This is a genomic window from Rossellomorea vietnamensis, assembly GCF_008180615.1.
GTDB classification, from domain to species: Bacteria; Bacillota; Bacilli; order Bacillales; family Bacillaceae_B; genus Rossellomorea; species Rossellomorea vietnamensis_D.
Genome location: NZ_VTEH01000001.1, coordinates 433,869 through 457,990, shown reverse-complemented (window position 1 = coordinate 457,990; position 24,122 = coordinate 433,869). Strand labels below are relative to the sequence as shown.

At 41.0% G+C, this 24,122-nt stretch carries 27 protein-coding genes; 19 read left to right on the top strand and 8 right to left on the bottom strand.

Annotated elements, in window-relative coordinates:
• Positions 1–177 precede the first annotated feature (177 nt).
• Both ytvI and FZC79_RS02225 read right to left on the bottom strand, forming a co-directional pair.
• Positions 178–1,236 carry a sporulation integral membrane protein YtvI gene (ytvI, locus tag FZC79_RS02230; RefSeq protein WP_148945246.1) on the bottom strand — a complete coding sequence of 353 codons (1,059 nt, stop codon included), beginning with the start codon at positions 1,234–1,236 and terminating at the stop codon, positions 178–180.
• A 462-nt stretch (positions 1,237–1,698) separates the two neighbouring features.
• Complete coding sequence (locus FZC79_RS02225) at positions 1,699–2,058, bottom strand: YugN family protein (protein ID WP_148940400.1); 360 nt, start codon at positions 2,056–2,058, stop codon at positions 1,699–1,701.
• A gap of 225 nt (positions 2,059–2,283) precedes the next feature.
• Between FZC79_RS02225 and FZC79_RS02220 the strand changes: the two genes are divergently transcribed.
• Together FZC79_RS02220 and FZC79_RS02215 are read left to right on the top strand one after the other, a co-directional pair.
• Positions 2,284–2,700, top strand: coding sequence for a CBS domain-containing protein (locus tag FZC79_RS02220; RefSeq protein ID WP_148945463.1), 417 nt, complete (start codon positions 2,284–2,286; stop codon positions 2,698–2,700).
• An 816-nt stretch (positions 2,701–3,516) separates the two neighbouring features.
• A complete protein-coding gene (locus FZC79_RS02215; RefSeq protein ID WP_148945245.1) occupies positions 3,517–4,416 on the top strand; it encodes a CAP domain-containing protein in 900 nt (299 codons plus the stop codon).
• Between the two features lie 312 nt (positions 4,417–4,728).
• On the opposite strand, the gene FZC79_RS02210 is transcribed toward FZC79_RS02215, so the two are convergent.
• Positions 4,729–5,217, bottom strand: a complete 489-nt coding sequence (locus FZC79_RS02210; RefSeq protein WP_148945244.1) for a PaaI family thioesterase — start codon at positions 5,215–5,217, stop codon at positions 4,729–4,731.
• 523 nt (positions 5,218–5,740) lie between these two features.
• Here FZC79_RS02210 and FZC79_RS02205 point away from each other — a divergent pair.
• The 4 genes from FZC79_RS02205 (at position 5,741) to FZC79_RS02190 (ending at position 7,403) form a co-directional block, all read left to right on the top strand.
• On the top strand, positions 5,741–6,142 hold the full coding sequence (locus FZC79_RS02205) for a YlbD family protein (protein ID WP_148945243.1): 402 nt from the start codon (positions 5,741–5,743) through the stop codon (positions 6,140–6,142).
• A gap of 14 nt (positions 6,143–6,156) precedes the next feature.
• Positions 6,157–6,396 carry a YlbE-like family protein gene (locus FZC79_RS02200; RefSeq protein WP_148940393.1) on the top strand — a complete coding sequence of 80 codons (240 nt, stop codon included), beginning with the start codon at positions 6,157–6,159 and terminating at the stop codon, positions 6,394–6,396.
• Positions 6,397–6,502: 106 nt separating this feature from the next.
• The gene (locus FZC79_RS02195; protein WP_148945242.1) at positions 6,503–6,898 is read left to right on the top strand and encodes a hypothetical protein; all 396 of its coding nucleotides are present in this window, start codon (positions 6,503–6,505) and stop codon (positions 6,896–6,898) included.
• Positions 6,899–6,959: 61 nt separating this feature from the next.
• Entirely contained in the window at positions 6,960–7,403 is a 444-nt protein-coding gene (locus FZC79_RS02190) for a YlbF family regulator (protein WP_148945241.1), read from the top strand.
• A gap of 517 nt (positions 7,404–7,920) precedes the next feature.
• On the opposite strand, the gene FZC79_RS02180 is transcribed toward FZC79_RS02190, so the two are convergent.
• Positions 7,921–8,235, bottom strand: a complete 315-nt coding sequence (locus FZC79_RS02180) for a hypothetical protein (protein ID WP_148945240.1) — start codon at positions 8,233–8,235, stop codon at positions 7,921–7,923.
• An 87-nt stretch (positions 8,236–8,322) separates the two neighbouring features.
• Here FZC79_RS02180 and FZC79_RS02175 point away from each other — a divergent pair, with 87 nt between their 5' ends.
• Positions 8,323–8,598, top strand: coding sequence for a YlbG family protein (locus FZC79_RS02175; protein WP_148945239.1), 276 nt, complete (start codon positions 8,323–8,325; stop codon positions 8,596–8,598).
• Between the two features lie 290 nt (positions 8,599–8,888).
• Here the strand turns inward: FZC79_RS02175 and FZC79_RS02165 are convergent, their stop codons facing one another.
• Positions 8,889–9,278: a DUF7147 family protein gene (locus FZC79_RS02165; RefSeq protein ID WP_148945237.1), complete on the bottom strand. Its 390-nt coding sequence runs from the start codon at positions 9,276–9,278 to the stop codon at positions 8,889–8,891.
• Between the two features lie 1,042 nt (positions 9,279–10,320).
• Here FZC79_RS02165 and FZC79_RS02160 point away from each other — a divergent pair.
• The 5 genes from FZC79_RS02160 to coaD all read left to right on the top strand — a co-directional run bounded on the left by FZC79_RS02160 (position 10,321) and on the right by coaD (position 13,747).
• Entirely contained in the window at positions 10,321–10,848 is a 528-nt protein-coding gene (locus FZC79_RS02160; RefSeq protein WP_148945236.1) for a sigma-70 family RNA polymerase sigma factor, read from the top strand.
• Positions 10,841–12,169 carry a DUF4179 domain-containing protein gene (locus FZC79_RS02155; RefSeq protein WP_187442611.1) on the top strand — a complete coding sequence of 443 codons (1,329 nt, stop codon included), beginning with the start codon at positions 10,841–10,843 and terminating at the stop codon, positions 12,167–12,169. Before FZC79_RS02160 ends, FZC79_RS02155 begins: the two co-directional genes overlap by 8 nt.
• Before the next feature lie 162 nt (positions 12,170–12,331).
• On the top strand, positions 12,332–12,553 hold the full coding sequence (locus FZC79_RS02150; RefSeq protein ID WP_148945234.1) for a hypothetical protein: 222 nt from the start codon (positions 12,332–12,334) through the stop codon (positions 12,551–12,553).
• Positions 12,534–13,085: a 16S rRNA (guanine(966)-N(2))-methyltransferase RsmD gene (rsmD, locus tag FZC79_RS02145; protein WP_148945233.1), complete on the top strand. Its 552-nt coding sequence runs from the start codon at positions 12,534–12,536 to the stop codon at positions 13,083–13,085. Before FZC79_RS02150 ends, rsmD begins: the two co-directional genes overlap by 20 nt.
• Positions 13,086–13,264: 179 nt before the next feature.
• Positions 13,265–13,747: a pantetheine-phosphate adenylyltransferase gene (coaD, locus tag FZC79_RS02140; RefSeq protein WP_148940375.1), complete on the top strand. Its 483-nt coding sequence runs from the start codon at positions 13,265–13,267 to the stop codon at positions 13,745–13,747.
• Positions 13,748–13,899: 152 nt separating this feature from the next.
• On the opposite strand, the gene ylbJ is transcribed toward coaD, so the two are convergent.
• Entirely contained in the window at positions 13,900–15,123 is a 1,224-nt protein-coding gene (gene ylbJ / locus FZC79_RS02135; protein WP_148945232.1) for a sporulation integral membrane protein YlbJ, read from the bottom strand.
• A gap of 191 nt (positions 15,124–15,314) precedes the next feature.
• On the opposite strand from ylbJ, the gene FZC79_RS02130 reads away from it, so the two are divergent.
• Both FZC79_RS02130 and FZC79_RS02125 read left to right on the top strand, forming a co-directional pair.
• Positions 15,315–16,103, top strand: a complete 789-nt coding sequence (locus tag FZC79_RS02130; protein ID WP_148945231.1) for a patatin-like phospholipase family protein — start codon at positions 15,315–15,317, stop codon at positions 16,101–16,103.
• Complete coding sequence (locus tag FZC79_RS02125; protein WP_252183219.1) at positions 16,104–17,141, top strand: SepM family pheromone-processing serine protease; 1,038 nt, start codon at positions 16,104–16,106, stop codon at positions 17,139–17,141.
• Positions 17,142–17,765: 624 nt separating this feature from the next.
• Here the strand turns inward: FZC79_RS02125 and FZC79_RS02120 are convergent.
• Positions 17,766–18,983 (bottom strand): nucleotidyltransferase, encoded by a 1,218-nt coding sequence (locus FZC79_RS02120; protein ID WP_148945230.1) that lies wholly within the window; start codon positions 18,981–18,983, stop codon positions 17,766–17,768.
• Positions 18,984–19,133: 150 nt separating this feature from the next.
• Here FZC79_RS02120 and FZC79_RS02115 point away from each other — a divergent pair, with 150 nt between their 5' ends.
• The 4 genes from FZC79_RS02115 (at position 19,134) to FZC79_RS02100 (ending at position 21,953) form a co-directional block, all read left to right on the top strand.
• Positions 19,134–19,676, top strand: a complete 543-nt coding sequence (locus FZC79_RS02115; protein ID WP_148945229.1) for a YceD family protein — start codon at positions 19,134–19,136, stop codon at positions 19,674–19,676.
• A 63-nt stretch (positions 19,677–19,739) separates the two neighbouring features.
• Positions 19,740–19,913 carry a 50S ribosomal protein L32 gene (gene rpmF, locus FZC79_RS02110; protein ID WP_148945228.1) on the top strand — a complete coding sequence of 58 codons (174 nt, stop codon included), beginning with the start codon at positions 19,740–19,742 and terminating at the stop codon, positions 19,911–19,913.
• A 499-nt stretch (positions 19,914–20,412) separates the two neighbouring features.
• Positions 20,413–21,174: an enoyl-CoA hydratase/isomerase family protein gene (locus FZC79_RS02105; protein WP_148945227.1), complete on the top strand. Its 762-nt coding sequence runs from the start codon at positions 20,413–20,415 to the stop codon at positions 21,172–21,174.
• Between the two features lie 149 nt (positions 21,175–21,323).
• On the top strand, positions 21,324–21,953 hold the full coding sequence (locus FZC79_RS02100; RefSeq protein WP_148945226.1) for an RsfA family transcriptional regulator: 630 nt from the start codon (positions 21,324–21,326) through the stop codon (positions 21,951–21,953).
• A gap of 79 nt (positions 21,954–22,032) precedes the next feature.
• Here the strand turns inward: FZC79_RS02100 and FZC79_RS02095 are convergent, their stop codons facing one another.
• On the bottom strand, positions 22,033–22,509 hold the full coding sequence (locus FZC79_RS02095) for an N-acetyltransferase (RefSeq protein WP_148945225.1): 477 nt from the start codon (positions 22,507–22,509) through the stop codon (positions 22,033–22,035).
• A gap of 254 nt (positions 22,510–22,763) precedes the next feature.
• Between FZC79_RS02095 and FZC79_RS02090 the strand changes: the two genes are divergently transcribed.
• A complete protein-coding gene (locus FZC79_RS02090) occupies positions 22,764–24,110 on the top strand; it encodes an acetyl-CoA carboxylase biotin carboxylase subunit (protein WP_148945224.1) in 1,347 nt (448 codons plus the stop codon).
• Positions 24,111–24,122: the final 12 nt, after the last annotated feature.

Here is a 24,122-nt window from a genome sequence, read left to right as displayed (position 1 = left end):
ACCAGGTAATTCCGCAGAAATAGGGTTTTTTTACGAAAGTAGTATCAATCAGCCGCAAAGGTTTTGAAAAGAGCTAAAAGAAAAGAGGCAGGTCGATAATCGACCTGCCTCTCTTATATTTAAGGTTAAGGTATTGAAAGGTACAGAACCCGCATCAAGTCCTTAGTCAGTGTAGAATTAAATTTTGAAGTTCATCTTAATAATTCCCGCTTCTTTAGCAGAATTAAACACGATTAAAATTAATGGTCCCAAAATGAAACCGAGAACACCGAGCAGTTTTAAGCCGAGATACATCGCAATCAGGGTTGCCAGAGGAGAGAGGCCGATATGGCTTCCCATGACTTTAGGTTCAACGGTCCTGCGGATGATCAGAAGGACAGCAGCAAGTATTGCAAGCTCCGTTCCCAAAGTAAGATTTCCTGATAGTAAGTGGAATATGGCCCAAGGGGCGAGCACCACGATAGATCCAATCAAAGGAATGAAATCAATGATCCATATGATGATTGACATGACGACGGCCACTTCAGGAGAAATAAACAGAAGGCCGATTAGTGCAGCTACAAAAATTATAATACTAACAAGAAATTGTGCTTTAAAGAATCCGAAAATCACATAAGAAAGCCTCGAAGTCATAAAATTTACTTTCTCAGCTGTTTTTTCTGTCAGATGGTTGAAAATTGTCTGCTTTATCCTTGGAAGGTCAAGCATAAACATGAACAGTGCTATCAAGAATACAAGAAAACTGACTAAATAGTTAGGGATATACGCGAGGAATGCACTTATTTTCTCTATATCCAAATATTCTTTCAAGCTGCTTTTGAAGCTGTTTAAAAAATCCTGAACCTCTCTGCTTGTTTCTTTAACAATTTCAATTGGCAGGTCCTTTGCAGCATTAGTAAATTGTTTTTCGTAAGACAGCCAGATATCGCTTAGCTGATTGATATATAAGGGAATATCCTCTACCAGTTTGACACCCTCACCAACGACTTTTGTAATCACGAAGTAAGAAATCACACCGATTGATAGTATAAAAATAATAAAGACGACTAAGACAGCAAGCTTTCTTTTGATCTTAAATCTTCTTTCAAGCATTTTCACCGCAGGGTCCAGTAACAGTGCTGTGACTATGGCAGCTATAAGCGGGATAGAAACAGGGAGGATATAATACAGCAATAAAATAGTGAAAATGACTGTGATACTGATCATGATCATTTTCTTGGAAAGAAACTTTGTCAATTTGGTGCCCCTTTCTTCTTATGTACCTATATAACTATTATATTACAATATGTCCTAAACTGAACAGAGCACAGCTTCCAATTCTAAAGTTTTTTCACTTTAAACTATCTTCGCCGAGCACAAAGCTTATTATCCACAGACTCAAAACATGAATCCTCACGAAATATCTAAGTGCACTCTGCATAAAATTACTTGAAAACACCTTACCGAATTTGCATACAGGTTAGAAAAAGTCATCAGTTTTTTTAAAATGCTCTTTTTAGACTCTGCTGCTCTTCAACTAAATTCGAAAAACGATTTCCATAATTTAACGGAAATAACCTGTTAAGCAAGAGAAACCACTTCGATTCAAGAGAGGAAATCCTGGAATAGGGATTTTTCGGGAAACAGTATGTATTAGAAAACAACTTTTATAAAAAAACAGGCAGAAAGGTAATTCCTTTCTGCCTGCGGAGTTATTCATTATTCAGCAAATCCTGACACTTCTGCTTTAATTTCGCCCAACAGCTTCTCACACGTTGTTACAAGGTGTGCAGGGAAGTGTTCTCCTTCACCATATTCGATGCCATGCGGGTAATAATGTTTTCCCAGCAGTGGTGTCATAAGTTGGATGATTGCATCATGTTTCCCAATGTCACCATTTACCGTATGACCTTGAATTCTAAGGTAGAATGTACCCTCTTTGATTTCAAACTTTTTGTCATATGTGACGCGCTCATAATCCCATTGACCATCACGATGCATTCCATGTGAGCTCATCACTTCATCAAGTCTGTTTAAATCCGCTTTCATTTTATCGACGCCAGAAGTTTCAAAACGCATATATATCCCTCCAATATCTTCAACGCATTCTTTTCTTGTGATTTTCTGCAGAATGCAAAATTCCTCATTCTTTATAATAGTGTAATTTTTCAATTGATGCAACGAATACATTGTGACGAAAATAGTAATTACGGGGTTGCAGGAGAATACTTCTCTTTTAAAAGAGAATGATAATAGCAGCATCTATCTGGAAGGGAGGGAATCAGCTTGAATGTAAAAGATATCATGACCACTAAAGTCGAAACTTGCACATTGCTTGATAATGTATTTGAAGTGGCTGTCAAAATGAAGGAGTATGATGTCGGTGCGATACCGATTGTTAATGGAGATCTTTTGGCAGGTATGATCACAGATCGGGATATTGTCATCAGAGGGGTAGCAGAAAAGCATCCAGGGTCTTCTAAAGTAGAACAAGTGATGAGTGATGAACTGGTCACCATTGGAGCAGAAGCTCCGATCGAGGAGGCGGCATCACTAATGAGCCGTCATCAAATCAGGAGACTGCCGGTGGTTGATGGACAAAAGCTTGTAGGTATAGTCTCTCTTGGAGACCTGGCAGTGAGGGACAAGCTGGATCATCAAACCAACTTGGCTATAGAAAAAATATCTCAACACGAAATCAGCTCCAACAAACCTTGTTAATTTAAGCTAAGAACTTAAATGATCGGCGCAGATTTGATTTCATGATTTGAATGGTCGATAGATAACAGTCACTTCGGTATTGATCAGAAGTCGTCCTTTATTTGAGGACGGCTCTATTTATTTTCCAAGGCTCTTCCAAATTAGAGCTGTTTTCTTAAAAGCTCTTTTCTAGCTATTTAACGTGAAATACGCAGGTATCATGGTAAATCACGAAATAATGGTAAGAAAGAAGAGAGCTGAACACTGCGATTAGAGAGAAAAACCTTAGTCCGAAAGCAGCAATTTATGCGGAAACAGCCATTCTTAAAGATTGTTGAATTTGAATGCTAGCTTTTCTCTTCCCATTTTTACGTAGAATAGTGATAAATTGTCCGGAACAAGGATTTTTCAAACTGTTTATTAAAGCGGTTCAATGCTAAATAAATCAAGTGCCCGGTGAATAGTATAGGTAATAAATAAACAAATCGAAATGAATACGCATTTCAGAAAAAATTTAAAAGGTCTTACTGTAAAAGGAATTACAAGTAATGCTATACTAATAATAGTTATATATACATAAGGTCTTTATCCGGATGTGTAAATCAACGATATTTCTTAAAGGATTTAGATAAATTTTTTATACCAGCATACTAAGAGAAAGGAGGATAACTCCTGAAAACTTTACTTCGTATCTTAACGGTTCTAGCTATTATAATTTTTGTCGGTGTTTATTCAAATGGAAAGCAGGATGATACCCCTATATTACAAGGGCCTGCAACAAATGAACCTCAGGAAGATCAGAACGACTCTCTCAATGGAACAGAAGAAAATCCCAATATGGGTGCTCCTGCTCTGGGGATGGCCTCCTTTATTAATAAGAGTGCTGAAGAACTGGTTGCCCAATTAGGCGAACCTGACCGTATTGATCCATCAGCATATGGGTATGAGTGGTGGATTTATCATATTTCTGACCAGAAGTACTTTCAAGTTGGCATACTTCGAAGTAAAATCGTTACTATTTATGCAGCTGGCGATGAGGCAGAAATAGAACCTTTCAAGGTAGGGCAGACGATAAAAGAAATCTATCAGACTTCTCCAGTGGAATCAGAAATTGTCGTAAATGTTGATGAAGGTACCTACCGATTTGAACTTTCTGAAGAAGACTTAAATACAAGGATGCTGACCTCACTAGGGGATGTATATGCCCAGCTTTACATTGATAAGTATACAGGAAAACTTGTCAGTATACGCCTGTTCAATAAAGAGGCACTAATTGAACAAAGGCCATATGAGATGGTGTATAGAGGGGAATTAATGGAAGAAAGCGATATTCCCCAAGAAAAGTGGGATGAGATAGCAGAAGGCAGTGAAAAGCAAATATTTGAAATCACTAACATTATTCGTTCAAGCTATGAAGCAGGTGAGGTGGAATGGGATGAAGAAACAGCCTCTGTTGCAGAGCAGCACAGCAAAGACATGTTTGAACAGGATTATTTTTCCCATGAATCCCCTACCTCCGGAACACTTGCAGACCGTTTGGAAAGCGGTAATATTGCCTTTGGCATGGCAGGGGAAAATATTGCGGCCCAGTATGCTGACGGCCCGGCAGCTGTACATGGATGGCTGAACTCGGAGGGACACCGGAAAACGTTATTGGAACCGGATTTTACTCATCTTGGAGTGGGAGTATATAGAAAGTACTTTACTCAAAATTTCATCCAGCAATTCGTACCATAAGCTTTGAAGGACCAGTCACAAATGGCTGGTTCTTTTTTTGTTCACCAGGAAGGATTAGCTAAGGGATTATGCATCAAAGTTAAGAGCAAGTGCTATGTGCAATGAATTCCAGAAAGGTTAACGTGTTAGGAACCTGTTCTCTTAAGCTCTTTTCTCAGGCCTGATTTTGCTTAGAGTTTTCTTTTGAATTTTTTACTGTAGGTTCTCTGAAAAGGATGTGCAGCTGTTGTCTTTCTTGACAGCCAGGATAGTTGCAATGGAAAGAAGCGAGGAAAAAAGCCCGTCTTAAGATGACAGGCTTCTTAAATGAATTTAAAATCTTTTCTTAACCACAAAAAAAGAGCCTGTACAATGAGCAACTGTTTTTCCATCGTCTGACACTACTTTGCCATCGATGACCAGCGTTTTGGAGCCTTTATGAACAAGAGAAGCTTTGGCAGTTAAGCTTCCAGTCTTCCCAGGTGCTAGGTAATGAATAGTCAAGTTGGTGGTGACTGCACCATATCCTTCGGGAAGGAGAATATTAGCCAATGTTCCCATAGCGGAATCCACTAGTGTGGCCGTGATCCCTCCATGTACTATTTCCAGGGAGTTATAGGTAAGAGGGGTGACAGGTATGGTCACTTCACAGGTATCTTCTCCGTTGGTTCTTTCCATCGCCAAGGCTGCGCCTATATAAGATCCGTTGTGTTGATCCTGCTTTCTTCTGACTCCTTGAAGCATTTGTTTTAATACTATAAAATCTGCTTCGTTACCGTTCTCTACACATTCGTTCAAAAGTTCTGTCAGTTCTTCTTTCATCTTAATACATCCTTCATCTTCATTTTTTGTTTCAATTACTATATTTGTATAAATGATTGATTGCTGTTTGTTCTCTTGAAATCCTCTAATAGCGGTTATCAGAAGCTATGGGAGGTTTCATTCCTTTTATCAGACTTTTTAATCATATCATGAAATAATTTTCCGGGGAATTTTTTGGGTTCTTTACGGCATTTTTTAGAGATTTAATACTGTTTATGTTAAATGAAATTTATCTTCTTAAGGAGATATTACTTTATTTAAATATTAAATAGGAGCAAGATTTGGAAAAGATCATAAAAAAGTGAGATACAACTTCAGCGATTGAAGTGAGAATAAAACAGTATTTATTTAGCTGCTCTCCCCGATTAGAAAGTAAAACTTTAGTATCCAGGGGGGAAATCCGGATCTTGGAATTTTTTCGAAAGCAACAATGTATGCGAATACAGCCTTTTGGTCATTCACATTTAGGGATGATTTTCATATGTTGTAGTAGGTATATGCCCCGACTTAGGAGGTGAAGGATATGGCAAAACAGCTGCATCCTAAAGTGAAAGAATTCAAGGAATTTGTGCAAAAACACCCTAAAATGTCTTCAGAAGTGAGGAAGGGGACTGCCACTTGGCAGGAATTATTCGAGGAATGGTACTTATTAGGGGAAGAAGATTCGCGGTGGGATGACTTTAAAGAAGATAAAGACAAAGAAGAAAAGAAGGAATCAAAGGGATTCATGGATCAAATCGGCGGAATGCTTAAAAATATGGATCCTGCCCAGATGGAACAGCATATAAACAGTTTAAGCCAGGCGATTGGTGCCGTCCAAGGAGTATTGTCGCAATTTCAGTCGTCTGATACCACGACGTCACCGTCTAAAACAACTGAAGCGCCAGAGCGTCCCAGGCATCCGTTTTCATTCACAAAAGATTAAGGGAAGTGGATTGTATGAGAAAAGAAGTGGTGGACTATATCCATTCTAAGCAAGATCTGAAAAATTTTATAAGGGTCCAGCCGGCATGGTATCGAATTCTTAGTAAAAATCCACATCAGCTTGATAAGTTTGAAGCTGCCTCCATCAATCATTATGAAAAAACGGTCCACCATCAGGTTCAACGGTTTTCTAATGGAGTTCAAATGGCCTCGATGATGATGCAGATGTTCCAGGCGATGAATGATTCGCAATAGTATTATCTCCGTGTAAACACAACAAAGGTCGTCCAGGCGGATATGGCTTATTTTTTTGGTTAAAAACTCTCTTGCCTGCAAACGCTAATGGCAAGGAGTGGTTATAATGAAAAAATGGATATTTTTAATGGCCATAATATGTTTGGCGGGGTGCAGAGAAGATATACCCGAACCGGAATCTTTCGGAATGGAGCATGAAGCAGAGGCGGCGACGCTTAACTCCCGGGACAACAAAGAGGTAACAGTAAGACATATCGTTCAGGGCAGTCAAGTTTATGTGGAGTGCATTGTTCCAGGAGTTACATTTTCAACAGGAAAGAAAGGCAAAAAGGGAAAAATAGTGGTTAGTGTTGATGGAAAGAGATATGACGAATATCATACTGCCGCATTTGTGATTAAGGGTCTGAACAAAGGTATTCACCATGTGAAGGTGGATATTGTCGGAAAAAATAACCAGCAATCATTAGGGTTTCAAAAACAATTTTACATTACCATTCCCTAAAAACAACTATTAGCTTACTTTCCTTAAACGTGTTAAAATGGCGTTATGGAGGTGAGCGTTTTTGCTTGCTACACTAGAAAGATTGGAAATTCAGGAATCCGCAGAAGAATTGGCAGCTCAGATCCTGCAGTCTGATATTGCAGAAGAGTACCGCCGTTGTTTATATATGTTAAAGTCAGATAAAGGCACACAGCTCAAAATACAGGAATTCAGCAAAATGAAAGAACTGTATGAAGAGGTTCAGCGCTTTGGCCGTTATCATCCCGATTATAAGAGGGTGATGAAGGAAATCCGTGAGCTGAAACGTGATATGGATATGGACGAAAATGTGGCAAGTTTTCGCCGTGCAGAAAAAGATCTGCAAAGCCTGCTGGATGAGGTCAGTGTTTTAATCGGCCGTTCAGTATCTGAAAATGTTAAAGTGCCGACCGGCAATCCCTTCTTTGACTCAGGCTCTGCTTGCGGAGGCGGTTGTGGAAGCGGAGGAAGCTGCGGCTGCTCTTAAATGCGGGGAAATCCCCGCATTTTTTTGTTGGGAATTTTAAAACATTTGCCTGTCGGGGCTGATCAAGGCGCTTACGCTTTTGATCCGTCCAGCTTCAGCGCCTAGCCCCTCGGGGTCAAATAACCCTCTGAGAATAAAAGGAAAGAGCGCCTTTTTTTCTCAGAGGAACATTTGCCTGTCGGGGCTGATCAAGGCGCTTACGCTTTTGATCAATCCAGCTGCAAGGCCCCAACGGCTAGCGTACTGCCCGTCCCCTCCTTTGCGAATCCAGTCCGAGGTCCCAACGGCTAGCAGATTTCGGTCTCTCTCCTTGCGATAAGTCATCATCAACTCACTTTGTTCGTTGTGATTCCTTTATCTCATACGAGAGCCCTACAATCTGTACGCCGCTAAGCGGGACCTCTCCACTTTAAAAGATAAGTCATCATCGAATCACTTCGTTCTTCGTGATTCCTTTATCTCAATGCGGGGCCGGTGCAGTCCGTACGCCGCTGAGCGGGGCCTTTCCGCTTTTTAATCACCCCCGCAGTCTTATGCAATCGACACACAGGTTGCCGCAGCAGAACATTTTTTCTTGAGGTACATAGAAACGGTGACGGTAGACGTAATGTTGCTCCCTTTTCCTTACATATACAGTTTCTGAGTGCAGCCGCTTCCCCCGGATTGATTTTGCGGTGGCCCGTTTGATTAAATTTTCGATTTCTTCCTTAGAAAGCACAGCATCTACATATATGAAAGGAATGCCGGCAATTTTCTTCATTTCATAGTCTTCAATGCCTTCGAAGGATTGCAAATGTTCTGCGAATTTACTCCAAATCACTGCGAGATCCATGCTTCTCATCCCTTCTTTTGTTGATTTATAGTCATTTCTTATGCTAGACTTATGAAAAACAGAGTGTTATTTAAGGGGAAAATAAAGATGTTCACCGATAGACAAGGAATTACAGTATGGTTATACAGTTTGAAACACGCCAAGTCGATGAGAAGGTTCGGCAATGTACAATATGTTTCCAGAAAGATGAAGTATGTTGTATTGTATTGTAATCAGAACGAGACGGATTCGATTGTTGAAAAGCTGTCTTCTTATTCTTATGTGAAAAAAGTGGAGCCTTCCTATAAGCCTTTCATCAAGACAGAATTCGAAAACTCAAAACCGGATAAAGCGAAAGAGTATGATTATAAAATGGGTATTTAAGAAAAGAAAACAGGTGGCAGGCACCTGTTTTCTTTTTTTTGCTTAGGAAATGCTTCAGAGGCGAGCCCCTCGGGGTTAAATAACCCCGAGAGAATAAAAGGAAAGAGCGCCATTTTTTCTCTCGGGAACATTTGCCTGCCGGGGCTGAGGAGGCAAATGTTCCGGCCAGCTTCAGCGACCAGCCCCTCGGGGTCAAATAACCCCAAGAGAATAAAAGGAAAGAGCGCCATTTTTTCTCTTGGGAACATTTGCCTGTCGGGGCTGAGCAGGCCGCTTACGCTTTTGTCTGTCTACTGCAAAGGTGATATATAGTGATTCAGGCGCAGAATAGCGATCAGGTGCGCATAATACAATTCTTTCTCGGCAAACACAGAGGAGGGCTTTACGTCCATCTGGATGACTTCACGTCCCTGAGCCTTTGCTGCTTCCTCGAACAGCTGGTATCTTTTATTGGGCAGGTGGTTTGGGTCGGGAACACCTTCCCTGCATATATACAATGGTTGAAACTTACTTTCACCGGCAGGTTTAAGGACAACTGCCAGCGAAGTTACAGGACGTTCTTTCACGACAGTGTGAAACGCCATGAAATGAAGCATTCTGGGTTCATTGTAACGAGCCAATTCTATAAGTTCATATAAATCTGAATACCCTTCTCCTAGTTCAATAAAACGCTGGATCATATATACTACTTCCTTTCAACCCTCATTGATATCATCTTTTCCAACTTTTAATTATTCCAAAAGGACTCCAAGAAGTAAAGAGTATTATTAGAAAACGAATTTCGACTTTTTAACCCGTTCTATAATCCAGGTTTTTTTGGGGGTCTTTAAATCTTAATGTTTATTTAATATGAATTTAAAAGGCTGTTTTCGCAAAGATGTGGCTGCCTTAAATGAAATGGATTTCCGCTCCAGGCGGACGACTCCGCGGGGCGGGCGGTGAGCCTCCTCGGCTGCGCCTGCGGGGTCTCACCTGTCCCGCTAGTCCCGCAGGAGATCGTACGCCTTCCGCTTCAATCCTCATATGTAAAGGGGGGGGAAGGTAAAATCGAATTCTAAATCAGCAATTAATTAGAAAAAGCCTATTATATAGACTGTTTTCGCATTAATTTTGCTCTCGGCAATACCACCATCTGGACACTAAGAGTTCTCTCTCTAAACGGGGAACAGTTCATTTCTTTTGGCTTAGCAGAATATAAAGCTGTTATCTTACGAAGTTAATATAAAATAGCAACAAATTTTACGAAAAACTCCCATGACGGCACCGACACCATCGATCATAATATGGTTAAAATATTCATTCCCACAGTATAAGTTTGATTAAAAGTGGATATGCTTATAGTTTTGTAAAGCTTAAATATGCCTTTTTCATATAAAGAGCCATTTAAAAAGATAGCACCATACCTAACCGGGATTATCATGATATGCAAGATAGAAAAGAGCTGCTCTCCCTGGCTAGAGAGAAAGGCCTTATGTCTTTTGATCTCCTATTATATATCAGTGCTGCTATATAATTTACATAGCGGCCTTCAGGGAGCGTTCAAAGTGGGAGGATACCACAGCTGAAAAGTACAGCAGTCGAGGCTTAGTTTACTTTACACAGCAAGAGTCACGCCCTGTATATTTATCATTGAATTAGTGAAATCAACTGCGGAGAAAAAATTATGATTTATTAAAACTTTTTCCTGCTTTATAAGTCTAACGTACAGGAAAGGAGAATCTCATGAAAAAAGAAAATGAACTATTAGTCAAAAAAGCAAAAAAAGGCGATAACAATGCTTTTTATCAGCTTATTACATTACATAAAATGCAATTGTATCGAATAGCAATCTCCTATTTCCGAAATGACCATGATGCTTTGGAAGCCATTCAAGAGACGACATTTCGGGCTTATAAGTCTATCGGAAAGTTGAAGAACCCAGAATTCTTCTCCACATGGCTGGTCAGAATCCTAATGAACTACTGCCATGACGAGCTTCTGAAAAAAAAGAGGATCATTTATAATGATGAAATTCTTCAGTCTAAAGAAGCTAGGGGCACGGGGTCCAACTTGGAAATGGATGAGGCGATTCAGCTTCTCGATGAAAAGTACAGAAGAGTCATTATCCTGAAATATCTGGAAGGGATGAAGATTGAGGAGATAGCAGCCTTGCTGGAGCATCCGCAGGGGACAATCAAAACTTGGCTTCACAAGGGGCTGAGAGCTTTAAGAATACAATTCACTGAAGATGAGGAGGATTCCAATGCCTAACCGCGAAGAAGAGCGTCTTAAGGAATTGAAATTGAAGATAAATGAAAGAGAGTATCCCGAGAGAGCAATCGATGAAGCGATCCGGATGGGAATCCAAAAAGCCAACCGTTCAAAGAAACCTTCTTATTTATGGAAGACAGCGCTGGCTGCATCCTTGATCTTTCTAGTTTTATTCATCAGTTCCCTAAGGGTTTCCGAGACCTTTGCTTCTTATGTAAGTAACATACCGGGCATGGAGCAGATTGTTGAGATGGTTAGACAGGACAAAGGGATGGTCTCGGTCATTGACAATGATTTTGTGCAGGAAGTGAACAACTCAGCAGCCCATCAGGGAATAACGATTACGCTGAATTCATTCATAGCCGATCAGGAACAGCTCGTCCTTTTTTATAATGTCGACTCAAGTTCATCATCATTTGAAAACCTGAGGATCGATAAGATTCAGGTGGTAGATGAGTACGGTGAAGAGGTCGCTTTCGACAGCTTATCCATTGACGCAATTGATTCGAAAGAAGAGGATATGTATCAGTCTAACTACGGCTTGAAAGAAACTTTAAACAAGGAGAACTATACCATGGAAATTGAGTTGAGCAATGGTGATGCACCATTAGGAGACACATGGGAAATTCCTTTCAAGGTCAATCAAAACAAAGTGGGTAAAACCAAAGACATACATCTCAATCAGGAGTTTCTAGTAGAAGGACAAAAGATCTTAGTAAAAACAATAAAGGCTTCTCCAACAAGGGTCGGAATCCAGATGGAATTTTCATCGGAAAATACTAAACGGATATTTGATATAGAGGATCTGAGGCTGGTTGATGAAAATGGTGAAACCTGGTCCCGCATCTCCAACGGCCTCTCAGCCAGCGGAGATTTTGAAGAAAAGACCTACTATCTTCAAAGCAACTACTTTGAGAATCCGAAAGAACTTTACTTGGTCTTCAGTAAAATCAGGGCATTAGAGAAAGATAAGCTGGAAGTCAAGGTAGATACCGAAGAGCTGAAAATACTCCGGGCACCTGATGAAAGGCTTGCCAAAGTAGAGTACGAGGAAATTTATGATGAGACAGGCGCCTTACTCTTTTCGTGGGATGTGCGATATGAACAGGCTAATCATATGTCGCCAATTCAGTCGTATAAGGACGCCGGTGGTGAAGAGCATAAATTATCTTCACAGTATCATGAGGGAGGCGGTTCAGAAGGGCTGCCGCGTTTTGGCTTTCCTTATGACAGAGACAAAGTTTCCGGTGTGATAACTTTCGAACTTCAAGATTATCCTTCATGGATTGAAGGAGAGGTTAAGATACCGGTAGAACAGTGATAATTTCTAAGTTAAGATCGGCAGGTAGACACTAACACACCGAAATGTAAGAGAACATTAAGTTGCTGAAATAAAAAATACCCTGCAGGACTTCCTGCAGGGTCCTTCTACTTCCACAAAGGAAAGAAGGCAAAGGGAGAGGAGAAACCGGAGGAAGAACTTATGGGGAAACGTAAGTCTTCTCCGCGGTTGGCAACAACACCAGAAAAGATGTTGTTACTAGCATTATCACCAGTGAAGAACCTTTTATACATCAGGCGAGAAATTTTAGGCGGATTTTCCCGGAATTCGGCGATTGATAGAAAAGAATGTTTATATATGGTAGGATATAAAAGAAATAAATACATATTCAGTGGTGAATTAAATGAGAGTTATATCGGGTGAATGTAAAGGCAGGCCGTTGAAAGCGGTGCCGGGAAGCGGAACGCGGCCGACAACTGATAAAGTGAAAGAAGCAATCTTCAATATAATTGGTCCCTATTTTGATACCGGAACCGGTCTCGATTTGTTTGCAGGCAGCGGCGGCCTGGGAATAGAAGCTCTAAGCAGAGGCTTGGAAAAGGTCATTTTTGTGGACAAGGATTTCAATGCCATTAAGACCATTAAATCGAACTTGGACTTCTGCGGATACAGCGAAAGAAGCGAAGTATACCGGAATGAAGCGGGAAGAGCCCTTAAAGCTGTAATAAAAAGAGAGTTAACCTTTGATTATATTTTTCTGGATCCTCCGTACAAGAAGCAGAAACTTCAGCAATTGCTGGAAGATATCGACGAAAACGGCTTATTGAATGAAAGCGGTTACGTTGTTTGTGAACACGCATCCGAGATTGTACTGCCAGAGGAAGCTGGTACATTGAAAACCATCAGGGCAGAATCATATGGAATTATTGGAATCACAATCTATAAAAAGAGCTGATTTATGCTTTTGCCGGCCTTATATCCCTGAGATAGGCTGGAATCTGTGGAGTTGTGCACACGGAGCGGAAATCAACTGCTCTTTACATAGAATAATACTTACGAAAACAGCATGTTAAAAGATAAACCGAACTATTTCCAGGGGATTACCCCTCTTAAAAGAAACGGAGGCTGCAAGAAATGGGAAGTATAGCTGTCTGTCCAGGTAGTTTTGATCCAATTACCTATGGTCATCTGGATATTATCACGCGCGGAGCCAAAGTATTTGATAAATTGTACATCACGGTATTGAACAATTCATCGAAACAACCGATGTTCTCTGTGGAAGAAAGAATGCAATTGATCAAGGAAGTGACTCAGGACATACCAAACATCGTAGTGGACTCGTTCCAGGGTCTTCTCATTGATTATGCTAAAAGTGTGAACGCAAATGCTATCATCAGGGGCTTGAGAGCCGTTTCTGATTTTGAATATGAAATGCAAATCACTTCCATGAACAGGGTGCTGGATGAAAACATAGAGACTTTCTTTATTATGACAAACAATCAATATTCTTTTTTGAGTTCATCGATTGTCAAAGAAGTGGCCAAGTATGATGCTGACATTTCAGAACTTGTCCCCAAACCTGTCGAGATCGCTTTGCAGGCCAAAAATATTGGCTGAACAGATAATAAATGCAAACAAGCTGCACATTGATGTGCAGCTTGTTTTTGCAGCTCAGGAAATCATGAAGCTGACTAGAGGTAATGGCTGCTGGAAGAGAAAAACGGCTCTCCTAATCAATATCCATGTCATCCCCATAGCAAATGAATGCCCTAAAGCCTTCTGCCCGTTTTCATTTTTTGAATATATAACAATATATAAATAATCAGAGAGGCAAGGGTGATGATTGGCCCCCAGTGTTTCAGCCATAGAAGTGCCCATTCCCAGAAAGTCCAGTCAGGCTGGTTAAAAACAGGTACGGAATTTGAGGGTTTATCTCCATAAAAGTTCACATAAACCGGCTTCCAAATAAGCAGGGTAATGATAGCAGAGGCAGTACCATGAATAAATCGGGCTATAAAAAACGGGCGAAAGCGGATATCTGTCTGGGCCAGTATACTGGCCACTTGGGCCTGTACGCTGAAGCCGCTGAACCCAAGTATGAAACTTGTGATAATGGCTTGCTGAAGAAGGGTGGCTTCACCTGCTCCGCTGGTCATTTGACTTCCTAATGTGATTTCGAATAAACCTGATATGAATGGCAAGGTCAGTGCTTCCGGCAAAGTCAGCATCTTTAAGAAAATATTTAGCGCATCGGCAGCAAATGTAGTCACCCCAAGGTGAAAGAGCAGCTTATTGATCACTGAAAATAAAATGATAAAACCACCAATCATAAGCAGGGTCTGAATAGACGAATTCACTGCATCTCCCAGCTGCTTCCCGATTGGCCTTTTTTCTTTGACCCTTGTTCTGTGAAGAGCCGCCAAAGCACTCCTGATCGAAAAAACTTTATTGGATACCGTTTTACTCTGGCTTTCTTCTTTTCGTCCATAGAAGCTCATTATCAACCCAACACAAATATTGCCAAGATAATGGGCGCAAGCAAGTATGACCCCTAAATGCGGGTTATAAAAAAAGCCGATTGAAACCGCTCCAAATATAAAAAGGGGGTTGGAAGAGTTCGTAAATGAAACCAGTCTTTCTGCTTCAATCCTGGTCAGCTGCTTTTCCTGCCTGAGCCTGGCTGTCAGCTTTGCGCCCGCAGGGAAACCAGAAGCCATTCCCATGGCCCAAACAAAGCCTCCTACTCCCGGAACCCTGAAAAATGGACGCATGAGCGGTTCTAAAATGACACCAATAAACTTAACCACCCCGAACCCTATAAGCATTTCGGAGATGATGAAAAAAGGAAGCAGCGACGGAAAGACAATCTCCCACCACATATTCAGCCCCCTGATAGATGCTTCAAAGGATTCTTGAGGAAATATAATAAGAGAGGCTGCAAGTGTAGTAACGGAAAGTGCTAAAAAGATTGTTTTTAATTGTGAAGCATTCAATCTATTCCCCCCCGGAGTCTATATGGATGATCCATTTCCTTACCTTGTAGATAGTGGAAAAAATGGTAGAATGAAATTAGGCAGTGCTATAACAAGCAATCACACCTTGTCCTCATATTATTGAAATATACTCATAGTCACTCAAAATAGACCATAGAATAAACCAAACGGTGAAAAAAGGGGGAGGCCAAGTGAACAAGCCTAAAGTCGGCTTAGCTCTCGGTTCAGGAGGAGCAAGAGGGTTTGCCCACCTGGGAGTGCTGAAGGCCTTTAAGGAAGAAGATATCCCTGTTGATATGATTGCGGGAAGCAGCATGGGGGCGCTCGCTGCCTGTTTGTACGGAGTCGGCCATAATATGGAAGATCTTTATAAGTTGTCGACCGCTTTTCGGAGAAAGTACTACCTGGACTTTACCGTGCCAAAAATGGGGTTCATCGCGGGCAAACGGATCAAGCAGTTTGTGAGGCTGTTTACCCATAATAAAAACATAGAAGATCTCAGCATTCCTATAGCGGTGGTTGCCACTGATCTAACCAAGGGAGAAAGAGTGATTTTTACTGAAGGCCCCATAGCCGAGGCAGTCAGAGCAAGCATCAGCATACCGGGAATATTTGTGCCAGAGAAAATCAACGGCAGGCTGCTTGTCGATGGAGGAGTAATCGACCGGGTGCCTGTTTCTGTCGTTGAGGAGATGGGAGCGGATATTGTCATAGGGGTGGATGTTGCACAAGTGAAGCAAAATGCAGAAATTTCGACTGTGTATGATGTTATAATGCAAAGTATTGATATACTACAGAAGGAAATCATCAGAAATCGTGAGCTCAGCGCTGATTTTATGATCAGGCCGAATGTGGAACAATACAGTTCGCGAGCATTCACCAATACAGAAGAAATCATTGCAGCCGGTGAAGAAGAAGCCAAGAAAATAATTCCTTCAATTAAGCAGGCAATTGAAGAATGGAAGGGGAACAAGCAGTAAGTGTCACAAAAAAAATGGATTCGCATTTTAGTCATCATGACGATTCTTATAATAGGAAGTTCCTTTTATTATTTGCCCTACTATGTAACCAAACCAGGAAGCGCAAAAGACCTTGATACAATCATTAAAGTGGAGAACGGATATGAGGATGAAGGCCGGCTGATGCTGACAACCGTCAGAATGGGAAAGGCAAATATTTATACCTATCTCATCGCTTCTTTGAGGAAATACGAGCATATCTATCCGGCGGGAGAAATAAGAAGCCCTGAAGAAACGGATGAAGAATACAACGTCCGGCAGCTTCACTTAATGGAAACATCAAAATTGAATGCCATAGAAGTGGCATTCGATCACGCTGAGCAACCTTATTCATTTGACTACAACGGGGTATATATCCTGAACGTTTATCCTGGCATGCCCGCAGAGGATGTTCTTGAACCGGGGGACATGATCACAGCCATAGATGGAAATGAATTCAGTTCTTCCCAGGAATTCATTGACTATATCAGCCAGAAGACAGTGAATGACACTGTAAATATCACTTTCACCAGAGAAGGGGAAGTATACGAAAAAGAAGTTCCTCTCGCAGAGTTTTCGGCCAGTGATGGGAAAGTCGGACTTGGGATCGGACTGGTGGATGACAAAGAAATTATCACGGAAACAAAAGTAACAATGAATACCGAGAAGATCGGAGGGCCGTCTGCAGGCTTGATGTTCAGTCTGCAGTTATATAACGGGTTGGTTGAAAGAGATATTACCAGAGGACTGGATATTGCCGGCACGGGTACAATTTCTTCAAATGGGACCGTCGGAAGGATCGGGGGAATAGAACAAAAGGTCATTGCGGCAGATAATGCAGGTGCCGAGGTGTTCTTTGCCCCTATGGATATTATTCCTGAAAACCTGAGGAAATCCAATCCGGATTTAAAACCTAATTATGAAGAAGCTTTGCAGACTGCTGAAGAGATCGGGACGGATATGGACATCGTGCCTGTCAAAACGTTTGAAGATGCTTTGAGCTACCTGGACTCTATATAAAAGGCAGCTCTTATACCTTTCTGCCGCTTACTGATGGGGAAATTCTGCAGGCAAGAACAGAGAGAAGTCCCCTGATACCCTTGGGATATCCGAATGCTCAAGTAAAATATAAAATTAACTTATAACGACATAACAAAACACACTGGAATCCACATGGAATTCCAGTGTGTTTTTTATTTATTTATGGTCCTGTAAACCCCTGTCAATGACGGGAGTTCCAGAGAGCATAAGCATGGTGAAAAAATTTCGCCCTTCATGAAGAGGTAACAGGCTTTCCTATCACTGTATTTCATTGAGCAGAATGTATGCCCTGCGAAGGACATGAATAATCACATGTAAAATAAATGGAAATTATCAGGTTAAGCACAGCAAAATAAATTATTATCGCATCATTTTAAAAAAAGAAAAATTCTTCCTTTTAATTAGGTGTTTTTGTACTTTTTCTTAAATAGCGGATTTCTCCCCTAATTTTTTAAAATTTTCAACGGTAATAAATCGCTAAGGTAAATCTTTCAGTGGACCTTTTAGGACTAACCCGCTAATAGAGGCTTCCAGCCGCAGAGTAAACCAGCAGTTCTCATTGGTGGTTTTTTCATTTCTCAACATATTGGCTGGCTTTAACTTTTATTTTTTCAGGTAGATCGGAGGCTGCTTAAATTCCTGTTCCAGCAGTTTTCTTTGATGGCCGGGTTCCACAGCACCAAGAGAGAAAATCTCGGCAGCCTTCACATCCAGGGATATCTCGTCTCTGTCTGCAGAGCTTAGTTTACTGATCAATGGCAGGCTAAGTTCCTTCTTTATGTTGTTAAGGTACTGCCTGCCTGTCTCCGTCATGCCAAGCAGCCGGATATATGCAGGAGATTGATGTGTAATCATCTCTTCCTTGGTTGTGTTTGTCAGAATATGCAGGGCCATTCGCTGCAAGCGTGTCCAGGTGTATCTCTTAGTTTTAACCGTTTCCATGAATTCCAGAAAACTTGAACAGGAGCGTGCCGCATTTTTAAATCTGTTTTCGATTCCTTCTTCCATTTCATAGATGCGCGCGAGTTCCTCACTGGAAGATGATACTATTTTAAATTTGAGAAGACTCCAGTAAAGTTCCCAATCATGAAGGATGCCGTATGTATACTGATAATCTTTCAATTCATCCAAGGTTGGTTCTGTAATGAAAGAATGGACAGCTTCCACTTTTCCTTTCTTTTTCTTTAATTCTTTTCGGATGCTTGTAGCGCTGGCAATGTTCTCATCGCTAAAATGTTCATCGTGGTAATTTGCATTTTTTCTTGCAAGAGTATAAGCTTTCATACCGGAGCCTATTTTATTACGTGCCTGGATATAGTGGTACCCAAGAATATTGTTGGGCAATGAGAGGTCAACCAGGCTTCCATCAGGATCCAGGCTCTGGAAAGCTTTTGACAGTGCAGAGGGATAACTCATTCCCGTCTTAACGAACTCCTGGACTAAGGCGTTATAGTGCTTATCATGTTTATGAAGATATTCTACGGTTTTTTCAAACGCGGCAATGTTACCTGATTCACTTCCAAAGCAAAAAGCCGAACATTTCATACTTTCCAATAGAGCGACCGAGCCAGAGGCGAAAATTTCCGCATGCTGGGTGGCAAATGCGTAGGGAAGTTCGATGACTATATCGGCTCCTGATTTCAGGGCCATCCTTGCACGGGACCATTTAGAAACAATGGCAGGTTCTCCGCGCTGCAAGAAATTTCCGCTCATGACCGCAATGATCAGGTCGGCATCAGTCATTTTTCTGGTCTCAGAAAGATGGTGAAAATGACCATTATGGAATGGATTATATTCTACAATAACGCCCGCTGCTTTCATTTCTTTTTCACATCCTTTAAAATGGGTGGTAAATACTTATAAATACAAGTTATAATTACAACACTATACTTGTAAAGAGTGTAAAGAAAAAATATTGACAAAAGGTATTATGAAAGCTATAATTACCTTTGTTGCCTTGAGGTGATTACAATGAAATGGTCAATAATTCAATTGCAAAAGTTTCGTGACAGGGGAATGCCCCTCGATGAAACAGTCGATGCGAGTGAAGTGAAAGCACTTGATCCTCAGATACGTGATGTTTCTCCGATCCATGTCACAGGAAGAGCAGACATCAGTTCTGATAAAGTAACCTTCCATCTGCATATTGAAGGCCAACTTGTTCTTCCTTGCTCAAGAACGCTGGAAGATGTCCATTTTCCGGTTGATATTGACACGGTCGAAACATTCTTATTAAAAGCAAAAGACTATGATCAGTATGAAGAGGAAGAAGTGCACAGGATGCAGGGGGATGTCATTGATTTGATGCCTGTCATCAATGAACTGCTTGTCCTGGAAATTCCTATGCAAGTTTTCAGCGAAAAAGCGAAAGACGATGAAAACCTTCCATCCGGCAAGAATTGGGAAGTCATTACGGAAGAGCAGGCCATTCAGGCGGAAGAAGAAGAGGAAAAGAAAGTCGATCCTCGGCTTGCCGGTCTTGCTAAGCTTCTTGAACAAGACAAGAACTCTTAAAGCGTCGTGAACCAGCTCGTTCTGGCTTCATCATAACATATCTCTGTAAGGAGGTGGGAAGAAATGGCAGTACCTTTTAGAAGAACATCTAAAACAGCAAAGAGAAAACGCCGTACACATTTCAAGTTAAATGTACCTGGTATGGTTGCATGCCCGAATTGCGGGGAAATGAAACTAGCTCACCGTGTATGTAAAGAGTGCGGTACTTATAAAGGAAAAGAAGTTGTGAGTAAATAATTTTATTCTCAGCAAAAAGCGTGAAGAGACCATGGCTCTTCGCGTTTTTTTGTTGTTTTTTTTCTTTATTATAGTACCCGTTTCAAGCAGGGGACAGACATTAATATAACTCTTTTACCCTTTTACTTAATCTTAAGGGGCATTATTTTTTGGGAATTTTATTTTTGATGCAGTGCACTTCGCCAGTGTGGTACATCATACTTATAATTTTCTCTTTTGATATATCCAGTCAGTCTCAATTGGGTGAGAGATCACAAACTCGATTTCTCTCCCCGTAACAGGTGCATTCGGCAGTACACAAGCTAGTGAAACATATAAGGGTCAGATAGATGAGGGGGAACTGCCCTCATCACATAGACTTTCGACACCAAAAAATAAGGAAACTCCGCCTCCATTTTTCAAAAAACTTCCCCCTATATCTGTAAAACTATGGTATAAAAATAAGAAAGAGATACAATTTTTACTACATATTTAATACTTACTGCAAAGGGGATTGAAGATGGAAGATTACATAATGGAAAGAACTGAAGACGGTGTTCTTATCTTTACTATTAACAGGGAAGAGAAGCGGAATGCTATCAATTACGAAGTGATGGATGGATTGCAGAAAGCTATTGATGAAGCCGCTTCAAATGATGATGTTAAACTTCTGGTAATAACAGCTGCTGGAGGAAAGGCATTTTGTTCTGGTGGGGATCTGGATACCTTTCATGGGTTAAAGACAGAAGAACAAGCCTATTCTATGCTGAAAAAGATGGGGGACATACTCTATCAACTGGCCACACTTCCAAAGATTACAGCTGCCCTTCTAAACGGGAGCGCGGCAGGAGGAGGATGTGAGATCGCTGCAGCATGCGATTTCCGCGCTGCCCAAAAAGGAGCAAAGATGGGATTTATTCAAGGGAGACTTGCAATTACAACAGGCTGGGGTGGAGGCTCCTTGCTATTCGAGAAAATAGCATATGGAAATGCCCTCTATCTATTAGGGACAGCAGATCTGTACTCTGCTGAGAAGATGCATGACCTTGGTTTTATAAACTTTCTTCTTGAAAGCCGGGATATTTCTTCGCTTATACAACAAATGGAAGGCTTTCTGAATAAAGATGTAAATGTCCTGGCTGCCTATAAGCAAGCTGTTAAAGAAAAATGGGAATCGGCTAATCTCTATCAAAGAATTGATAAAGAAATCCGCTCGTGCGCCAAATTATGGGAGAAAGATGAACACCACCAAGCGGTAGAAAAATTCTTATCCGGAAAGTGAGTTGGAAGAATCTTCATGTCAGCGGCTTTTGCAGCAGAATAAGAAGCAAATCACTTCAAAAAGCATTAAAACTTACGTAATATATTCTATCTTTTCTACTATAAACATAAGTATGGATTAATAAATAAATTCATACAGGAGGGATGGAAGTGACTTCTAATAGACAAGATGCATGGAGTCAAGATGAAGATTTATTGCTTGCCGAGGTGGTGCTTCGTCATATCAGAGAAGGGGGGACGCAGCTGCAGGCGTTTGAGGAAGTTGGCAGGAAATTGTCAAGAACAGCTGCTGCCTGTGGATTTCGCTGGAATTCATTTGTGCGCAAACAGTATAAATCGGGGATTGAATTGGCAAAAAGACAGCGGAAGGAAAATAAAAAACAATCTGTCCATGCTGGTTATTCTGAACCACTGCAGTCTGAAAGAGTATTGGAAAATCAATCATCAAAAGAAGTTGAGGAAACCCGCTCAGACACGCTGACTATTGAGGGAGTCATCGATTTTTTGGAGAATTTGAAAGGCAACTTGAACGAAGATATAGAACTGCAGTCTGCTTATAAAAAACTTGAAGAATACACAGAAAAGCTTGAGCATCAAGTAGAGCGGTTGAATGAGGCAAATGCTGCCTATAGAGATAAGCTGGAGCTGCTTGAAGAAGATCATCAATCCCTGCTGTCTATATTTGAAAAAGCCCGGAAAATGGCATTGCTGCAAGAAAATGAGGATAAAGTAAAGTTTCAAATGGATAAGAATGGTAACCTGCAGCGGCTTCAAAAATGAACCTTGAAATTTGGCAAGTTTCTTTTAACATACAAAAGGCTGACTAGACGTCAGCCTTTTGTATTGGTTTTATCAACTCTTAAGAATGTTTTTGCTCATGGACACCTTCCGGAAGCCAGATGAGCGGATTTTGTCCCAAGTCTCTTTCCATATCGTAGGTAACCTTTTCGAAGCCCATTTTTTCCCAAAAACCATGAGATTGAATTCTCGGATTTGTTTTGATTGCTACATTAAAGCTTTTGGCAAAATCCACCAGAACTTCCCCGTATCCTTTTCCCTGATGTGCCGGAAGGACTTCCAACTTCCAGAGTTCAAGGTAATTTTGCCGGGGATCAAAATATTGGTCATTGCTCGAATCTCTCTGATAGAGGCTCATGCGCGCGATAAGAGTGTCTCCGAAGTAAATTCCGTAGAAGGGAGACTCACTGTTATTTTCGATGATATTGGACTCCAGGTCTTCCATCATAGATAGCTCCTGAACACCATACTCTTTAAATTTCTTGAATTCTTCCAGAGTTTTGTAATTTACTTTTAGTTTCTCAACTTTTACTGTCATATACGGTACCTCCTGAGCAATTGAATTAGGTGTTTAGCTTCTTTGCTGAACGAATATGATCAAACGGAAAGAGGATAATATCTCTTTTCATTTGATACTATATGAGAAGATTATGATATTATCATTATATAACAAAAATACAAAAAATTCTGCACTTAATAAAGAAAGCGTTTGCAGATTAAGAAGGAATTTTTGGTTTTTTGTAGAAAACTAATACTAGAATACTCATTCATGGACAAGAAAGGGGATATGTTGTGCAGAAGATTTTAGTGGCAAACAGGGGAGAAATTGCTTCAAGAATCATTCGGACGTGCAAAAATATGGGGATCGAAACTATAGCAATCTATTCAGATGCTGATAAAGATATGCCTTATGTGGCTGAAGCAGACAGTGCATTCCGTATAGGAGAACCGCCTGTAAATAAATCATACTTGAAAAGCGATGCCATTCTTGAAATTGCTGAAAGGGAAGAAGCAGATGGGATTCATCCCGGGTATGGGTTATTATCTGAAAACAGTGATTTTGCGAGAAAGACTAGGGACAGGGGCATAACATTTATCGGACCGTCAGCGGAAGTGATGGAAATGATGGGAGACAAGGTTGCTGCAAGAAAAACAATGATTGCGGCGAATGTACCTGTTGTTCCCGGAAGCGAAGGTGGAGTAGCTTCCATCGAAGAGGCTAAGACTGTGGCGGAATCTATCGGCTATCCTGTCATGTTGAAAGCCAGCAGCGGCGGGGGCGGCATCGGCATGATCCGGTGCAGTGATGAGCAAGCGCTCGTTCAAAGCTTTGATTCTACAAAAAACAGGGCCAAGGCATATTTCGGCCATGATGAAGTTTTTCTGGAAAAATGTATAGACAATGCAAGACACATAGAAGTCCAAATATTCGGAGATGAAAAAGGTAACATCATTCATTTATTCGAAAGAAATTGTTCAGTTCAAAGGCGGAACCAAAAAGTCATCGAAGAAGCACCTTCTCCACAATTATCAATTGGGGCTAAGGAGAAAATGTTCGATGCTGCTATAAGGGCAGGAAAGGCAGTAAATTATGTGAACGCCGGAACAGTCGAATTCATTGTGGATAATGAAGAGAATTTCTATTTTCTTGAAATGAACACGAGGCTGCAGGTTGAGCACCCGGTTACGGAAAGTATCACAAATCTGGATTTGGTTAAATGGCAGATTCTTGTCAGCAGGGGAGAGGAACTTCCTATTTCAAGTCAGGAAGGTGTAAGAAACGAGGGGCATGCGCTGGAGTTTCGTGTGTATGCAGAAGATCCCAAAACCTTTTTCCCTTCACCCGGCAATATTTCGTCCATCAAATGGGGAACTGCTGAAAATGTCAGGATAGACAGCGGATATGAGCAGGGAAATAACGTAACACCTTTTTACGATCCAATGATTTCGAAAGTCATCATTAGTGGAAGCACACGTGAAGACTGCATTGAGGAAGCAATAAAGTTTTTTGAAGACACAGATATTCAGGGTGTCAAGACAAACATTCCTTTATTCAGGGATGTACTTAAAGAGGAGAGTTTCCAAGACGGGTCGTATAATACGGCGTGGCTGAGCTCTAGGAAACCTGTAAATAACTAACATCGATTTCTG

Coding starts and splice junctions, on each gene's coding strand:
- FZC79_RS02095 (WP_148945225.1), bottom strand. CDS start 22,509: ATGACAGTAAAAGTTGAGAAACTAAAAGTAAATTACAAAACTCTGGAA.
- coaD (WP_148940375.1), top strand. CDS start 13,265: ATGGGAAGTATAGCTGTCTGTCCAGGTAGTTTTGATCCAATTACCTAT.
- FZC79_RS02155 (WP_187442611.1), top strand. CDS start 10,841: ATGCCTAACCGCGAAGAAGAGCGTCTTAAGGAATTGAAATTGAAGATA.
- rsmD (WP_148945233.1), top strand. CDS start 12,534: ATGAGAGTTATATCGGGTGAATGTAAAGGCAGGCCGTTGAAAGCGGTG.
- rpmF (WP_148945228.1), top strand. CDS start 19,740: ATGGCAGTACCTTTTAGAAGAACATCTAAAACAGCAAAGAGAAAACGC.
- FZC79_RS02215 (WP_148945245.1), top strand. CDS start 3,517: ATGGGTGCTCCTGCTCTGGGGATGGCCTCCTTTATTAATAAGAGTGCT.
- FZC79_RS02220 (WP_148945463.1), top strand. CDS start 2,284: ATGACCACTAAAGTCGAAACTTGCACATTGCTTGATAATGTATTTGAA.
- FZC79_RS02200 (WP_148940393.1), top strand. CDS start 6,157: ATGAGAAAAGAAGTGGTGGACTATATCCATTCTAAGCAAGATCTGAAA.
- FZC79_RS02105 (WP_148945227.1), top strand. CDS start 20,413: ATGGAAGATTACATAATGGAAAGAACTGAAGACGGTGTTCTTATCTTT.
- FZC79_RS02150 (WP_148945234.1), top strand. CDS start 12,332: ATGGGGAAACGTAAGTCTTCTCCGCGGTTGGCAACAACACCAGAAAAG.
- FZC79_RS02195 (WP_148945242.1), top strand. CDS start 6,503: ATGAAAAAATGGATATTTTTAATGGCCATAATATGTTTGGCGGGGTGC.
- FZC79_RS02120 (WP_148945230.1), bottom strand. CDS start 18,983: ATGAAAGCAGCGGGCGTTATTGTAGAATATAATCCATTCCATAATGGT.
- FZC79_RS02165 (WP_148945237.1), bottom strand. CDS start 9,278: ATGATCCAGCGTTTTATTGAACTAGGAGAAGGGTATTCAGATTTATAT.
- FZC79_RS02160 (WP_148945236.1), top strand. CDS start 10,321: ATGAAAAAAGAAAATGAACTATTAGTCAAAAAAGCAAAAAAAGGCGAT.
- FZC79_RS02175 (WP_148945239.1), top strand. CDS start 8,323: ATGTTCACCGATAGACAAGGAATTACAGTATGGTTATACAGTTTGAAA.
- FZC79_RS02225 (WP_148940400.1), bottom strand. CDS start 2,058: ATGCGTTTTGAAACTTCTGGCGTCGATAAAATGAAAGCGGATTTAAAC.
- FZC79_RS02115 (WP_148945229.1), top strand. CDS start 19,134: ATGAAATGGTCAATAATTCAATTGCAAAAGTTTCGTGACAGGGGAATG.
- FZC79_RS02210 (WP_148945244.1), bottom strand. CDS start 5,217: ATGAAAGAAGAACTGACAGAACTTTTGAACGAATGTGTAGAGAACGGT.
- FZC79_RS02180 (WP_148945240.1), bottom strand. CDS start 8,235: ATGGATCTCGCAGTGATTTGGAGTAAATTCGCAGAACATTTGCAATCC.
- FZC79_RS02205 (WP_148945243.1), top strand. CDS start 5,741: ATGGCAAAACAGCTGCATCCTAAAGTGAAAGAATTCAAGGAATTTGTG.